The 14,972-nt window shown below is 48.2% G+C and carries 9 protein-coding genes; all 9 read right to left on the reverse strand.

What is annotated here, in order from left to right; genetic code table 11:
- Nucleotides 1–108: 108 nt before the first annotated feature.
- The 9 genes from N39L_RS15720 to pbpC all read right to left on the reverse strand — a co-directional run bounded on the left by N39L_RS15720 (nt 109) and on the right by pbpC (nt 14,070).
- Nucleotides 109–3,006: a DUF1156 domain-containing protein gene (locus N39L_RS15720; protein ID WP_014275691.1), complete on the reverse strand. Its 2,898-nt coding sequence runs from the start codon at nt 3,004–3,006 to the stop codon at nt 109–111.
- Between the two features lie 147 nt (nt 3,007–3,153).
- The gene (locus tag N39L_RS15725) at nt 3,154–3,582 is read right to left on the reverse strand and encodes a DUF7680 family protein (RefSeq protein WP_006617998.1); all 429 of its coding nucleotides are present in this window, start codon (nt 3,580–3,582) and stop codon (nt 3,154–3,156) included.
- 38 nt (nt 3,583–3,620) lie between these two features.
- Nucleotides 3,621–6,878, reverse strand: coding sequence for an ATP-binding protein (locus N39L_RS15730; RefSeq protein ID WP_014275692.1), 3,258 nt, complete (start codon nt 6,876–6,878; stop codon nt 3,621–3,623).
- 131 nt (nt 6,879–7,009) lie between these two features.
- Nucleotides 7,010–7,294, reverse strand: a complete 285-nt coding sequence (gene minE, locus N39L_RS15735) for a cell division topological specificity factor MinE (RefSeq protein WP_014275693.1) — start codon at nt 7,292–7,294, stop codon at nt 7,010–7,012.
- A gap of 148 nt (nt 7,295–7,442) precedes the next feature.
- Nucleotides 7,443–8,249 carry a septum site-determining protein MinD gene (minD, locus tag N39L_RS15740; protein ID WP_006617995.1) on the reverse strand — a complete coding sequence of 269 codons (807 nt, stop codon included), beginning with the start codon at nt 8,247–8,249 and terminating at the stop codon, nt 7,443–7,445.
- Between the two features lie 107 nt (nt 8,250–8,356).
- Entirely contained in the window at nt 8,357–9,163 is an 807-nt protein-coding gene (gene minC, locus N39L_RS15745; RefSeq protein WP_006617994.1) for a septum site-determining protein MinC, read from the reverse strand.
- A gap of 311 nt (nt 9,164–9,474) precedes the next feature.
- Nucleotides 9,475–11,202 carry a succinate dehydrogenase/fumarate reductase flavoprotein subunit gene (locus N39L_RS15750; RefSeq protein ID WP_006617993.1) on the reverse strand — a complete coding sequence of 576 codons (1,728 nt, stop codon included), beginning with the start codon at nt 11,200–11,202 and terminating at the stop codon, nt 9,475–9,477.
- Between the two features lie 108 nt (nt 11,203–11,310).
- Entirely contained in the window at nt 11,311–11,622 is a 312-nt protein-coding gene (locus N39L_RS15755) for a hypothetical protein (RefSeq protein ID WP_014275695.1), read from the reverse strand.
- A 144-nt stretch (nt 11,623–11,766) separates the two neighbouring features.
- The gene (gene pbpC, locus N39L_RS15760) at nt 11,767–14,070 is read right to left on the reverse strand and encodes a penicillin-binding protein 1C (protein WP_014275696.1); all 2,304 of its coding nucleotides are present in this window, start codon (nt 14,068–14,070) and stop codon (nt 11,767–11,769) included.
- Nucleotides 14,071–14,972 lie beyond the last annotated feature (902 nt).

The following is a 14,972-nucleotide window of genomic DNA, read 5'->3' on the forward strand; positions in this document are numbered from 1 at the left end:
TAATAATTGTAGGGTGGTGCGTCAGTGGTGCGTCAGAGCCATAAAATTTGCCGTTAACCCAGTAGGTTATCCCTCTGACGCACCCTACCAGTTACCCGTTTTTTGGGGCTAGGGGTCTAATTTTAAGTCTAATGTTAACTGCTCATGTACCACTTTATCCTTAATCTCCTTTACACCCAGCCGCAGGTTTACTAAAGCCTCCCGCTCCGGGACTGTATCGGGAATTACCTTTAACCCCACCTCCCAAATTTTCATGAATAGGTCGTTGGTCACTAACCCCGTATTTTGCAGGAAACGGCGCACCTGTTGCAGGTTTTGTTCCTCTTGGTAAATAGCGATCGCCCCATGGAGTCCGTCCACTAGGTAACGCCCGGAAAATTCCTTTTCCTGAACCGAAAAAGCCCGTTTCTTCAGGCGCTGCTGGGGGGTCAAGAGTTTGCAAGTCCCACTAGCTGAGTCTAGGAGTTTGTGGGTTTTCACTAGGTCCGTGACGTTGAAACCACCGATCGCCAAAGCTAATTGGCGCGCGTCGTCGTAGGGGAACTCTCTCGCTCGGAATGCGTCCCAAGCCAACAGATACCACTGACTCAAAGCGTCAAATCCGGCGGTTTCTGAGCCCACCAGGCTGCGGAAGCGGTAATTGGCGATCGCCTTCCTGGCTTCCGCGAAAGCCTCCTCTGGGCGCACTTCCTCCCCGCTACTGTTCAGGATCGGATACTGGCGGGAAAACACATTCAACGCCGGACCGAAGGCGCTCAAATATAGGTCGATTCCCGTGATATCATTGGCTTCAAACTCCGGGGCTCGCTTTTCCACCAGGTTCACCACTTCCGGGCGCAGGTCTTCCCACCAAGCCTGTCCGGCGTTGGGGTCTCGCTGACGACACACGAGAAGGACGGTGCTGGAGACGCTGTTTTTCTTGGCTTGGTGCAGGTTTTGCGGGTTTTCGGTACTGACAGCCCAAGAAGCGGTTATCTCAAATCCAGCATCAATCAGAGATTTCGCTAAAACATCCCACGCGCCGGAGTCTTTATGGTTAAATTGCACTGTCATAATACCATCATCGCGCAAGACTCGGTGATATTCCCCGAAAGCTAATGCCATTTTTGCCTCATAGTCCTGGTTGGCTAGTTCGTCCGGACTTATTCCCATATTCCGAAACCGCGACGGGTTGGCGACGGCTTCCCGGTCTTTATCGGTCAATTCTACATAAAATAAGTCCGGGAATATATCCCCCAATGTTATTTTAAGCCAAATATAGAAAAAGTCGGAGAGTTCCGCATATTGAATCGTTCCATAATAGGGGGGGTCGGTGACAATAACATCCACTGATTTATCCCCTATATGCCACAGACTGTCAGCGGAGCATAAATCGATTTTAATCGTTTTCGGATCGTATTTTTCGATGCCCGGAATGCCTGTCGAATGCGATCGCATTCCAAACATTTTGCAGAGTTTTGTATAGTCATAAGCAAATTTAGACATTTGACCCCATAACTTTTCATATCCTTGAAATTCAGGATAGTTCCACATGAGATTTAGAGAGTGTTGTGCAGAAGCACGCGCTGCACTTCCTATGCCTGGATGCCAATTTGACAATCTGCAATTAACATCAACGCACCTATCCATTACCATAGCTAAATAAGTGGCGATCGCCTCTAATTTCCCGCGATAATAATCCTCAATTTCTGCCACTGCTTCCCCATCATTTTCCACCGACTCAATTTTGGCAGCTTTTTCTAATTCGCATTCGGCTCGAATTTTCTCTTTGGCTTCGTTGATAATTTCTGCATAAGTGACCAGGGTTAAGAGTTGCCGGGGATTGAATAAACTATGCCATTTTTTCATGCCATATCGGAGCAATTCTTGGGTTTTTTCGCCATAGAAAACTTCTGGGTTAGGGACTAATTCATCTGTAATTAATTCGTTAATTTTATCAACATTAAAATCAATGGATTTTTGAAACGCATTTAAATCAATTTCTGCCGGCGTTCTAAACTCTAAACTTCCCTTGCCTTTTTTATAAGCAACTGCATATAACTGATGACCCAAACCTTCCTTTTGTGCCTGAGATTTAATTATATCATCCTCAATCACATTCCCACAATTCGGACATTTTCCGACTCCCCGGCTGATGGTATTGTAATCATTCGGGTCAAAATCTCCGTCCTCTGTATGTATCGTCGAACCCTTCCCTTTGCGGCCTTTGATTAACTCAAAATCGACCCGTTTTTCTGCCGGTTTAGGAATCGGTTTTACCGCACACCACTTGTGTAAATTCTGCTTTTCTGGGCGCTTGTAAAGCCACCAATTCGGACTGAGAGGCACAGTAGAATTACAACTAGGGCATTGTACAGTATGCGCCCATAAATAATTTTGTACAGTCTCCCCTTCTGGGGAGGGGAAAAAAGCAGCCAGTCGAGTTTCCGCCTCATTTCCAACCCACTGCACCCACTTGTCAATATCCACCTGTAAATCAGGGCCAAACTTGAGGGGGTATTCCATAGCCGCCTTCATAGTCACCACAGCCACCGGGTTCAAATCCGACCCATACACCTCAAAACCGTATCGCGCCGCCTCAAAGGGGATGCTACCGCCCCCTGCGAAAGCATCCAAAACCACAGGAGTCCGCTTTCCCCACACCTTCTCGCAGTAGTCATGCACCCGCCCAATGCACCTTGGACTCGGCGGCGTTTTGTAGAGTCTCACCGACGAGGTTATTTTCTCCTCCTTGTCCTCAAGCCAATTCGACTGCTGCAAATACCCCAATGCTTGCTCCGAATACACCCCAAAAAGATACTGGAATTCATCCATAGAAATATCCGCCGGTAGCACCGAAGCCAACACCGAAGCCCGCGAAAAAGACAGAGGTTTCCGGGAATACCAGCGATGTAGTCCCTTAAAAGGATTGCCGCCATTTTCAAAATATACCTGCTCGTTGAGGAGTTTTATCGGCATAATTTTTTCAATAAACAGGCGGGGGCGGTTGGTGTAAGTTTCCGACATAATTTCCCAGGAGGAAAGGTGAACAGGGCGCGTTTTCCCCAGCAAAAAAGCCGTCCTAACCAGAGGTGGGAGACGCGAAAGTTAATCGGCGGCAGCCCTAGAGAAAATCGCCCCACAATCCTAACATCCTAAAACAGATTCAGTCAACTATTCTCCCAACAAAATCCGCAAAGCCTTCAAAGCCGCCGGGTTTTTGCTGCTGTTGACTTTGGCAAACCAGTAGTGTGCTTCCTCATTGCTCATCTCTTTAATTCCAGCCGCAATATTGACGATTTTATCACTTTTCCGCAAAGGTTGCAATGCCTGAAATAAAATTGCCAAAGTCACCCCGCTTTTCTCATCTAAAATATAGGGTTTTTTGCGGTGGTGGTTGAGGGTTTTCGGATCGTAGTTGTTCTGCTTCAACAGTTGGTAAATACTCGGACGCGCCAAAATTAGGACATTCCCCTTCAGGCGACCCAAACGCTTCGCCGGGGGGCGCTTTTTTTCCCCGGCTTTTTTGTAGGCGCACTGGTAGATTTCCAAGCCGAAATTATTGTTATCAATGGGGACAACTCGCAGTTGAAATTCTTGCATTTTGGGCTGAGGTTAAAAACCACAAAAACTCTGGAGGTTTAATCATATTGGAAATCGGCGCTCAAATGCAATCGTCCCACCGGGTTCCGCTCTAGTTGGGATTTGATTTGGCCTAGATCTAGGGGCAGTTTCCCGGTGGCTAGGCCCTCAAATCCTATGGCTGTTGGAAACGCAAATTTGAGGCTCAAATGCACGTCTCCCGCCACCTCTGGCTGACTCATCAACCCGTTGAGGGTAGTCAGAAAACCCTGGAACCCCCGCAGGTCGCCCTGATATTCCAGGCGGAGAAACTGTTGTCCGGTCTGGAGGGTGACGCTTTGCTCAATTTGCGGCCCGAAGCGACTCAACAGAGAGATAGCTGTGGCTAATTTCCGATAGTCGATAATTTGGTCTACCGATAGGGTGATCTGGGATATCCGGCGCACCTTCAGATCCCAACAGCGATCGCCCAATTCCTCAAATACCCGGTTCACCGTCCCCGAAAACTCACTGCTGGAGGGTTTCGCATCAAACAATGTCGCCCCTTCCGCCGCCCCGGTCGCAGTACCCCCAGGGGTAGTTAAGTAAACCACTGTCTCCTGAGTGGCAGTTTCCCCGTCCCCGTAGTCCGCCACCAGCCTAAAAGTCGTCGTTTCCGCCACCTCCGCCTCATACTCGTCCGAGGGGAAAAACTCTTTTAAAACAGGGGTGCCGTTTTCAAATAACTGAACTTTCACCGCCTCCCTAGCCCTCCAGCGCACCCGCACGGGCTTCACCACCTCCGTCGAAGGCATCAGTTGGGCATTAAGTTCGATTTCCTTGGGTTGGGGCGCTTCCAAAATACCCCGACGGTAAAGCACCTGGCGATCGCTCAATTCAATAGTATCTGGTCCCCTCAGCGGCGCGTCAGGTACTTTGATGTAGACTTTCTGGGCGATCGCCATATCCCAGCAACCCCCCAGCAACCCCGCGCCGATAGTCTCCCGGAGTTTCAGCTTTTCCGCCTCTATAGGCAAATTCAGCCCCAGATTTTTCGAGAACTCCTCCCACAGGCTTTTAGTAGTCCAGTGTTCCACTCCAGCCGGCCAAACCTTTTGCAGAATATAAGCCGGGGCGAAGGGTTTAGCATCCTCCTCCGCTTCCGCCCGGACTTTTTGGCAATCTCGCAGTGCCTTTAAAATCAAATCCTGCTGGTTGTTTTTGCCCTTCACCGTGCTAGAATCCTGGGGAGAGAGGGTATAGTGCATCAAGCCTTTCGGAGCCTTCACCTCATCCTTAGCTGGGTAGAACAGGTGGCGGTAGGTGTTAGTCAGGGCAACCCGCACAGCCAGGTCAGTTTCCCCTTCTTTCTGTTTCAGTTGCTGGCGCTGGCTCTCGGAAATGTCATCGAGACGGTGGGGAGTTTCCCTGATCGCCTTAATTGCCTTATACTCCTTCACCACCTCGATCGCCCGCTCCAGTTCATCCCGGTTCGCCACCAGAAACAACAGCCGATTACGGAAGGTGCGGAACTTCCCGGATACCCCTGTATTGTTGAAAATCGTTTCCACCAGCGACGGCGGCGGGTCTTGGGGGGAGGTGATCACAAAATCCCCAAAATCGATCACGCACAGGGCGATCGTCTCCGGTGTATCGTCCACGTCCGCCGCACAGTCCGGCGCTGATATCAGTTTAAACTTATTCCCCGCAAAAATGCTATCCCGTCGCGATCGCAGCTCTTCCTTAGCTTCCGAAAGCCCCACCTGTTGCTTCTCTTCTGTGATAATCTTATTGATAGATGGTTCTTCCTTGAACCGGGCGATCGATGTGATCGGATCAATGTCGAGATACCACGCCACCCTTCCCAACTCCTCCAAAACCTGCTCCACAAAGCCGATTTCTAAGCCAGGAGTCAACAGCGACAGGTTCAGCTCCGATCGCCTAATCCCTGAAGAAATCCCCTGGGTGAGGGAGTGCAAAAAAATCGTCCGTGCTACCCAGGTCGAAAACGGCGGCTTTCCTGCCACCTGCCACTGTTCATCCTGTACCTGAGCATAGGCAGCCCGTCCGTCCTGGCTGTAGATGTCTGCCTGAATAGGAATCCGCATCAGAGGACGCTGTAGGCGCGAGGTCAGCTCGTCTTGTACCTTCTTATCCAGCCCTAGGGGGATATGGTGGCTATGGATTAGAGGTATCCAAATGGGGCTATCTTCCGGGGCTGCGTCCGCTTCCTGCCACAGGTGGCGGACTACACTACCAAACAGCCGCAACGCCCCCCTGGTTCGCTGGAAATCCGGGATAGAAGCGATTTTTTGGGTCAGCAGTTTGAACAGTTCCGGGTGGAAGGGGTAGCAAGAAGCGATCGCTTCCCCATACCTCGCCTCTGTGCAGCCCTGGGGTAGGTCAACACTAGCAGCCCGGTAAGCCTTCAGATATTCCGTCGCCGCCTTTTTTCCCGCCTCTTCCTGCACACTCTCGAACAGCCTCTGCTTGACGATATTGTAGATATCCACATCCGTCGAAGGACTCATCACCCGCTCCTGTCGCGCCGAAGCCCGTATCAGTTCCGTTAACTCCTGGGTTTGTTTTCCGAAGGTGTCTGAGGCTGAAGCCAGCGAGTACACGAAAATCAGGCGATCGCAAGCCGCCGCTAAGTCCATCAACGAAAACAAGAACGCTACCACCTGCTCGGCTAGGTCACTATTCCCCACCTTTTTCGCCTTCGCCGCCTGCAAATGCCGCGCGATCTCGTCAATCATAATCACTGTGGGCTCCTCACCCACCAATCGCTCTAAAACCGACGTTCCTGGGCTGATTTGCTTCTCGTCAGACCCCTGCAGCAGTTGGTAGCCCCCAATACCCCCGATTTGATAAGCAATCTCCCCCCACAGGGTATAGGTCGTTATTCCAGTATCTTGATGAAATATGCCGTTTTCTGGGTCAAGGTCGCGCCCGTCAATGGCCGCCACCTGCACCCCCTTCTCAGGAATCAGGTTCAAGTCCCCGAATCGCTCTAAACCCTGAATCGGCCTCCCTCGGCTACAAATATGCCACAGGGCAATCTGGTCATGGGTTTTACCACCCCCAAAGCTGGTCTCCAGGCGGATAATCGGAGAACCAACATTAGCCCCCGTCAGCCTCCCGAAAACTTCCCGAATTAAAGTCCGTATCCCCTCGGTGGGAAAGGTGTTCGCAAAAAATACTTCCGCATCCTGGTACACTAGGGGGGCTTTTCCCTCCACCACTGGGCGGATTTTGGCGGCGAAAATGTCTTCGGTTAGTTCCCCTTTTTGGATTTCGCCTCTGGGAATGCAAGTTGTGAATACTGATGGCAACATTTAACTATTTCCCATGGCAAAATGGGAATCTATACTTTCTCGGACAGCCTACAGGCGATCGTCGCACTTTCTGCCCCCAAATACTGCCCTTTCATACCAAATCATAAAACAGTTCCCCTGGCAGTGCTAGTCTAGGAGTCCGGCGCGACCGTTTTCCTCACTCGCCTGATCGGAAGGTTGGCTATCAAAATAGTCGATCTTTGGTCGCTTTCTAACCCAAATTCTGAGTCATCTGTATCAATTTCCACATACCTAGATACCACCTCCAAAATCTCCCGCCGCATAGCTTCTACAACTTCGGGAGATAAATCAGCGCGATCGTGGGCGAGAACTAATTTTAACCGTTGTTTGACCGCATCACGACTGTTCGGCCTGTTGCGGTTCACAAATTTGTCGATAAATTCATTAATTTTCATTGCTGTTGCTACATTATCGAACAGTGGATCAAAACCTACACCTGGGCGATAAATACCTCGATGATCCAATACTCCGCACGTCCCTAGTAACCTCTTGAGAAAGCCCCCAGACCCCTACCGCCCCGGCGATGAGTTATTCAAAGGGTTACTACATAATCTTAGACGACAACAGCCTACGCAGTCGCGCAAAAAAACCAGGAGGCGCTGGGTCTAACTCCATAAACGGCACTTTTTCCCCCTCCAGACGACGGGCAATATTATTAAAGGCTGTCACCGCCGGAGAAATAGTTTCCGTTAATACCAACGGTTCACCCTTGTTAGTCGAAACAATTACCTGTTCATCATCAGGAACTACACCCACCAGCGGAATCGCTAGAATTTCCTCGACATCTTGAACCGACATCATATCATTAGCTTTTACCATCCCCGGTTTAATCCGGTTCACTAGCAGCCGTATCCGCTTGATACCATTCGCCTCCAATAAGCCAATCACGCGATCGCCATCTCGCACCGCTGATATTTCCGGTGTTGTTACCACAATAGCCTCACTGGCGGCGGCGATCGCATTTTGGAAACCTTGTTCAATACCCGCCGGACAGTCAATCAAAATATACTCGTATTTCGGAGTCAGTTGGCTGATTAACTCCTTCATTTGTTCCGGTGTGACGGCATCCTTCATCCGATTTTGAGCCGCTGGTAACAATACCAACTTAGGTTGGCGCTTGTCTTTCACCAAAGCCTGTTCCAGACGACACTCCCCTGATAGGACTTCCACCGCTGTATATACAATCCGGTTTTCCAGTCCCAGCAGCAAGTCTAAATTTCTCAAACCAAAGTCAGCATCAATCACCACAACTGAGTGTCCTCGTTGGGCGAGAGCCATGCCAAGATTGGCTGTAGAGGTAGTTTTTCCGACTCCTCCCTTTCCAGAGGTGACAACTATAATGCGACTCATGGGGGTTATTAATTAGTTAACAGTTAGTAATATTAACGATCGCTACATGGGCAACAAATGCGATCGGATAATAGCAGATTCGATCACCATATCCAACAGCAATAGTATTACACGCCCGCATCACTAGAGGCTTGACTGATTTGCCAGAGTTTCACTCGCCCCAATTCCGTAGCCCGGCTAATACGGATGCCTTTCGCCGTCATATAAGCTACTTCCGGGTAAAATTCCTCCGGCGGGTTTTCTGGACCACGCGCCACCCGATCCCCTATGCGGATCAGCATCGGTTCCATTTGCAATGCCATAATCATGCTTTGTAGGTTCCCCTTAGCCCCAGCATGGACGGTTCCCCGCAAACGGCCCCATATCATTATATCCCCATTCGCAACTATCGAACTACCTGGGTTCACATCTCCCACAACTACCACCGTCCCCGGATGACGTATTTCTACCCCCGATCGCAAAGTCATTTTTAAGTATAGGGGTTCCGCCTCTACTGTAGTCCTTTCCGTTTCCGTTTCCTTTTGGCTTAAATGGCTCCGATCCGATTCGCGATCAACTGAATATCCCGCCGTCGCCGCCGCCACCGCTGTTTGCGCCCTACTTGTTCTTACCCGCTTTAGCTCTAATTTCGCTCCCGTCAGGATATCTCTAATGTCCTGCAATTGACGACTGTCTAACAGCCGATTTTCGCTGACTAGATGCACTTCTAGCCCCTCTTCCCAGCTATGTTCCTCCCCGGTGATCCGATGTTTCAGTTGTTGCAACAAATCCCCCCAACTGTTGCTGGTAGAGTTCTCAGAGCGATCGCCTTCTTCTGGTGGTAAAATCAGCAGCACATTCTCCCCTTCCCGTTTAAACCGGATTTGGGAATTGCCATCACTCAGCGAAAATACTTTTGGGGTTTCTTCAGACATATTCAGCAAATTCTTAAACCGAGAACTTTTGACCCACAATCATCACCAACAACTCACTGTCCACTATCCCATCCCCAATGTCAATATGTTACCAATCGAGATTTCCCAAACATGGACTTTCATTATCAATTTTTTTCGGCGGATGTCTTGACTTTTAATCAGTCTCAGATATATTATTATATAATGGTAGTGTTTATAATTTTTTTTGGGATGCAAATATCTCTATTATGAAACTTGACACCTCGATAGTAGCATAAAATGCTCTCCCCTGTCAACCCTTTTCTAACAGGGGAGACGAGAATTTGAGTGATTTAATACTTGCGTTCCTGTGGTTCAAACATAGTAATAGCCACAGGACGATAAGCCAAATCAATGCCAGCCTGGGAATAGTAAGCAAGAGTATGCTTGAGGAAATTCTGGTCATCGCGGGTAGTATAATCCTCGCGACTGTGAGCCCCTCGACTCTCCTGGCGGTTGAGGGCAGAAGTCAAAATCATCTCACCCACAATCATAATATTCCGTAATTCCAAGGCTTCAATAACTTCTGTATTCCACAATTTCCCCCGGTCATCCAAATAGATATTTTGGTAACGTTCGCGGCATAGCTGAAGCTGATTTAAGCCCTCCTGCATCACATCTTCAGTGCGAAAAACTCCACAATGCAAAGTCATAGCGTCCTGAAATTCTTGCCGTAGTTGACCAATGCGACAGTCCCCCGACTTATCGAGTAATTCCTGTACCTGATTTTTAGCTTCTTTAATATAGTGCGCTTCGTTGACAGTGGGCAATTTACGGTTTTGTACAAATTGTGCGATCGCCGCCCCCGTGCGCTTGCCATAAACCACACACTCCAACAGAGAATTACTACCCAAACGGTTAGCCCCATGGACAGACACACAAGCCGCCTCACCTGCAGCAAATAACCCATCTACCAAACTATCAGCACTAGCGAGAACCCGACCATCAGTATTAGTGGGAATACCCCCCATAGAATAGTGAACCGTAGGACGCACAGGCATAGGTTCAACCACCGCATCAACCCCCACCAAACGATGGGCTTCTTCCCAACAGAAAGGAATGCGGCTCATAATTTTTTCCCGCCCCATGTGTCGCAAATCCAGATACACAAACGGGCCCCCCGCAGTGCCATCACGATGAATACCCCGTCCGGCACGAATTTCTAAAGTAATTGCCCTAGAAGTAATATCACGGGGGGCTAACTCCATTTTACCGGGGGCGTAATTTTTCATAAAGCGATCGCCCTCACTATTAATCAAATAAGCCCCTTCACCGCGTACCGCCTCAGAAATCAACACACCCACCGGATAAAGGCCTGTCGGGTGAAACTGGACAAACTCCATATCCTGTAACGGTATCCCCGCCAAAGCCGACATAGCCAAGCCATCCCCCGTAGAGGCAAAATCATTAGAAGTAGTGTTAAAAGCCCGACCATAGCCACCCGTAGCGAACATCACCGCCTTAGCCCTAGCCACTTGGATAGTACCATCAAGGATATGATACATCACCACCCCTTTCGCTTCCCCCTCTTCCAGAATCAGGCGCATTACATACCACTCATCATAGATATGCACACCGTAGCGACGCAGGTTATTAACTAACTCGTGAAGGATAGCGTGTCCAGTTTTATCAGCCGCGTAGCAAGTGCGGCGGTGGGTATGACCACCAAAAGCCCGTTGGGCGATACGACCGTCCGGGAGGCGCGAAAACAAAACCCCCATGTGTTCCAGGTCAATAATTACATCTGGGGCCTCTTTCGCCAGAATTTCCACAGCGTCTTGGTCTGCTAGGTAGTCGGACCCTTTCACCGTATCAAAGGCGTGGGCTTCCCAGGTATCTTCAGGGTCAACATTATTGAGAGTCGCCGCGATACCTCCTTGGGCTGCTACGGAGTGGGACCTAATGGGGTGCGTTTTAGCTATAACAGCAATATTTAGGCTGGGGTCAGTCCGGGCTATCTCAACGGCGGCGCGACTTCCGGCTAAACCACCACCAACAATAATTACATCATGTTCTAGCATAGTTCTCTAGTTTGTTCGATATTTGCACATACTCCATAGTTAAACAAAAAAAAACCTCCCTGCCAAAAGGCAAGGAAGTCTTTAGGGTTGACTGACTGCTATGGTGTCCTAACTGGTCGCTTGCGCTGGCTGTTCAGATGCCTTAATTTCCTGATCTGTTCCTGTTTCTGACTTGATGTCTGTGGGTATAAATTCGATATGATTTAACAACGTGGTAACGAAAGCAAACAGCAGAAAGGGCAGCGATAGCACTACAATCAGTCCTAGCATGGTCAGGGCGAAAATTTGCTGAGAACTACTCCACAAGGCTAGGGAGGAGGCTAGGGCGATGAAAATGACGATCAGCCAAATCATGATTTGACCGTAAATATCGCCATAGGTCAGGGTACAGTTGAGCCGGTATTTCTTTAACTTTTCCATCTCAGTTAATCTCATGACTTCTAAAATTCTAGGCTAAGGCTAAGATGAGGTTTTGGAACATTTCTCAATATTTTCACAAAACTTGTAATTAAACTTTACATTGCCCCTGGTGGCTTCTGCTTGGGGTCGGTTCGGCAGCCCCGGTCAATCTTCACCTATGGAAAAACCCCGCCGATACGGTTTTATTTCGGCTTCGCGAACTTGAAAATTAATGCGATCGCTCATATTTTCACTGGTGGCTACTTTCAGGGTAAAATCTCCGATTTCGGGCTGCCAAAATATTGACTTGCTCGTAGTTGTGGCTATCTTCTTATCATTGATAAACCATTGGATTTGTTGATTTTCAACTCCCGCCACTTTCAACTCTAGGGGGGAATCATGACCCGAAGTCACTAGGAAATAATCATTATTTTGAGGCAATACAATTCTGAGTTTTCCCGAACTTAAATGAGGCGCTTCCTGTTGCGAGAGCCACTCATTATATTCTGCGGGTAACTCCCCAGCCACAGACGGGTTATCATAATTCTTGATATCCTCTGGATAGAAATATTCTAACACAATTCCTGACCCACAATCATCGGTGGGTTTCCATCCTGTATGACTACAAATCGGCAATTCAACTAATCCCTCTGGCGGCGTAAAATTATCCGGTTTTTTGTCTTTATGAAGATACATCATAATCTGATTCCATAACGGCGCAGCCCCCATGACACCGGAAATATTTTGCATGGGCTGAGAGTCGAAATTTCCCACCCAATTTGCGACGGTGTAATCAGTAGTAAATCCCACCGTCCAAGTATCTCGATAATCCGAAGAAGTTCCCGTTTTTACTGCTACCGAAAACGGTAAATTCAACACTGAATTAACCCCAAAAGCTGAAGCCCTAGCATGGGAGTCCGCCAGCATATTTACAATTAATTCCCAACTGGTGGCTGTATCCATTTGCATACATTCCTGTTGACATGGGGGGGGAATTTCTGGGGAAATTGTAGTCACCAATGGCGTGAACTTTCCCCGGTTCGCAAAAGTTAAATAAGCCTGGGCTAATTCCCAAAGACTCACCTCCCCACTACCCAAACTTAACCCGAGTCCATAATGTTCTGCTTCTCGGTCAAGGTGGCTAAAACCTAATTGATGCAACCGTGATAAAAACTCACCTACACCGACTTTTTCTAAAACTCGCACAGCCGGAATATTTAAGGAATTACCTAAGGCAATTCTGACCCGCACTGGTCCTAAAAAGGTTTCGCTATAATCAACGGGTGTATACAGTTTAGCACCCGGAATAGCATAATAGGTGGGAACGTCTGGGAGTATGGTATTCGGTCGGATAATTCCTTGGGCGATCGCTAATTGATATAAAAATGGCTTCAGGGTTGAACCCGGCTGTCGCCAGGCTTGAACTCCATCATTTGAGCCTAAATTTTCCCAATTAAAATAATCAGGAGAACCTACATATGCTAAAACTTCCCCCGTGTGATTATTAATTACTATAGCCGCCCCATGATTAACATTTTGACCCCCTAAAGAAGTGACTACATGACGGACTTGGGTTTCTACAAATTGCTGGAGAGTCCTGTCTAAAGTTGTCCGAATTTTGGGGCTGGTAATTTCTGCATTGGACAGTTGACTAGCTACCCAAAATAAAAAATGAGGCGCGGCGATAATACCCTGTTCACGAGGGGCAATTTTCAGGGTTTCTCGATAGGCGCGATCGCTTTTTTCTGGGGTGATATACCCATCTTCTACCATGCGATCTAAAACATATTTTTGCCGCTGTTTCAGCCCCTCCCAATTAAAATAAGGATTTAGATCCGTTGGGTCGTTGGGAAGTCCGGCTAATACACTGGCTTGCGATAAACTTAGGTCAGAAGCACCTATACCAAAATAAGTCCGCGCCGCCGCTTCCACACCATACAAGTTACCACCCATAGGAATACGGTTAATATAAGCTGCTAGAATTTCGTCTCGGTTCATTCCCGCAAATAGTCGCCAAGATAACCAAATTTCACTGACTTTGTGCGGGAGTGTATGGGGTGAGGGTTCTAACATTCGCGCTAGTTGCATGGTAATAGTGGACGCGCCACTAACTATCTCTCTGGCTTGTATGGCTTCCATGACCGCCCTCACTAGCGCTATTATATCTACAGCACCATGTTGATAATATCGCTTATCTTCTGCTGCAATAATAGCTTGGATAAAATACGGGGAAATTTCGGTTAAAGGGACTACAGCCGTATGACTTTGGTCTTGGCTGAGAATTGTTCCTAATGCTAAACCTTGGCGATCGCTAAATTCCATCGATACCGAATTTTGACGGATATCTTGCGCCCGAATTGGCATGAAATAAGGAATGCTTCTAATTACTACCACTAGCAGCAACATCACTGCTACAACTTTCACCCACCTACTACGCTTCAAACTACCCAAAAATCGCCATTTTAACATTCACTTACCCCCGTTTTCCCTCTCTTCAGAACCTATATTTATCCATATTTATCAATGCGATCGCATTTTATTCCCCATATAGCTGGGGCGGGTTTTTAAAAACAGTCCTGGGGAATTGATAATTAACTGGGGAACCCGCCCCTACAATTCCTAATGTGGCTGGGGCGGGTTTTTGAAAACAGTCCTGGGGAATTGATAATTAACTGGGGAACCCGCCCCTACAATTCCTAATGTGGCTGGGGCGGGTTTTTGAAAACAGTCCTGGGGAATTGATAATTAACTGGGGAACCCGCCCCTACCATTAATTATCCATATTTATCAATGCGATCGCATTTTATTCCCCATATATATAGCTGGGGCGGGTTTTTAAAAACAGTCCTGGGGAATTGATAATTAACTGGGGAACCCGCCCCTACAATTCCTAATGTGGCTGGGGCGGGTTTTTGAAAACAGTCCTGGGGAATTGATAATTAACTGGGGAACCCGCCCCTACAATTCCTAATGTGGCTGGGGCGGGTTTTTGAAAACAGTCCTGGGGAATTGATAATTAACTGGGGAACCCGCCCCTACCATTAATTATCCATATTTATCAATGCGATCGCATTTTATTCCCCATATAGCTGGGGCGGGTTTTTAAAAACAGTCCTGGGGAATTGATAATTAACTGGGGAACCCGCCCCTACAATTCCTAATGTGGCTGGGGCGGGTTTTTGAAAACAGTCCTGGGGAATTGATAATTAACTGGGGAACCCGCCCCTACAATTCCTAATATAGCTGGGGCGGGTTTTTGAAAACAGTCCTGGGGAATTGATAATTAACTGGGGAACCCGCCCCTACCATTAATTATCCATATTTATCAATGCGATCGTATTTTATTCCCCATATAGCTGGGGCGGGTTTTT

It is taken from the genome of Limnospira platensis NIES-39 (assembly GCF_026000695.1).
Lineage (GTDB): Bacteria > Cyanobacteriota > Cyanobacteriia > Cyanobacteriales > Microcoleaceae > Limnospira > Limnospira platensis.

Excerpts from the sequence above, each read along its gene's own strand:
- N39L_RS15720 (WP_014275691.1), bottom strand. The coding sequence starts at position 3,006 with ATGTCGGAAACTTACACCAACCGCCCCCGCCTGTTTATTGAAAAAATT.
- N39L_RS15725 (WP_006617998.1), bottom strand. The coding sequence starts at position 3,582 with ATGCAAGAATTTCAACTGCGAGTTGTCCCCATTGATAACAATAATTTC.
- N39L_RS15730 (WP_014275692.1), bottom strand. The coding sequence starts at position 6,878 with ATGTTGCCATCAGTATTCACAACTTGCATTCCCAGAGGCGAAATCCAA.
- minE (WP_014275693.1), bottom strand. The coding sequence starts at position 7,294 with ATGAAAATTAATGAATTTATCGACAAATTTGTGAACCGCAACAGGCCG.
- minD (WP_006617995.1), bottom strand. The coding sequence starts at position 8,249 with ATGAGTCGCATTATAGTTGTCACCTCTGGAAAGGGAGGAGTCGGAAAA.
- minC (WP_006617994.1), bottom strand. The coding sequence starts at position 9,163 with ATGTCTGAAGAAACCCCAAAAGTATTTTCGCTGAGTGATGGCAATTCC.
- N39L_RS15750 (WP_006617993.1), bottom strand. The coding sequence starts at position 11,202 with ATGCTAGAACATGATGTAATTATTGTTGGTGGTGGTTTAGCCGGAAGT.
- N39L_RS15755 (WP_014275695.1), bottom strand. The coding sequence starts at position 11,622 with ATGGAAAAGTTAAAGAAATACCGGCTCAACTGTACCCTGACCTATGGC.
- pbpC (WP_014275696.1), bottom strand. The coding sequence starts at position 14,070 with ATGTTAAAATGGCGATTTTTGGGTAGTTTGAAGCGTAGTAGGTGGGTG.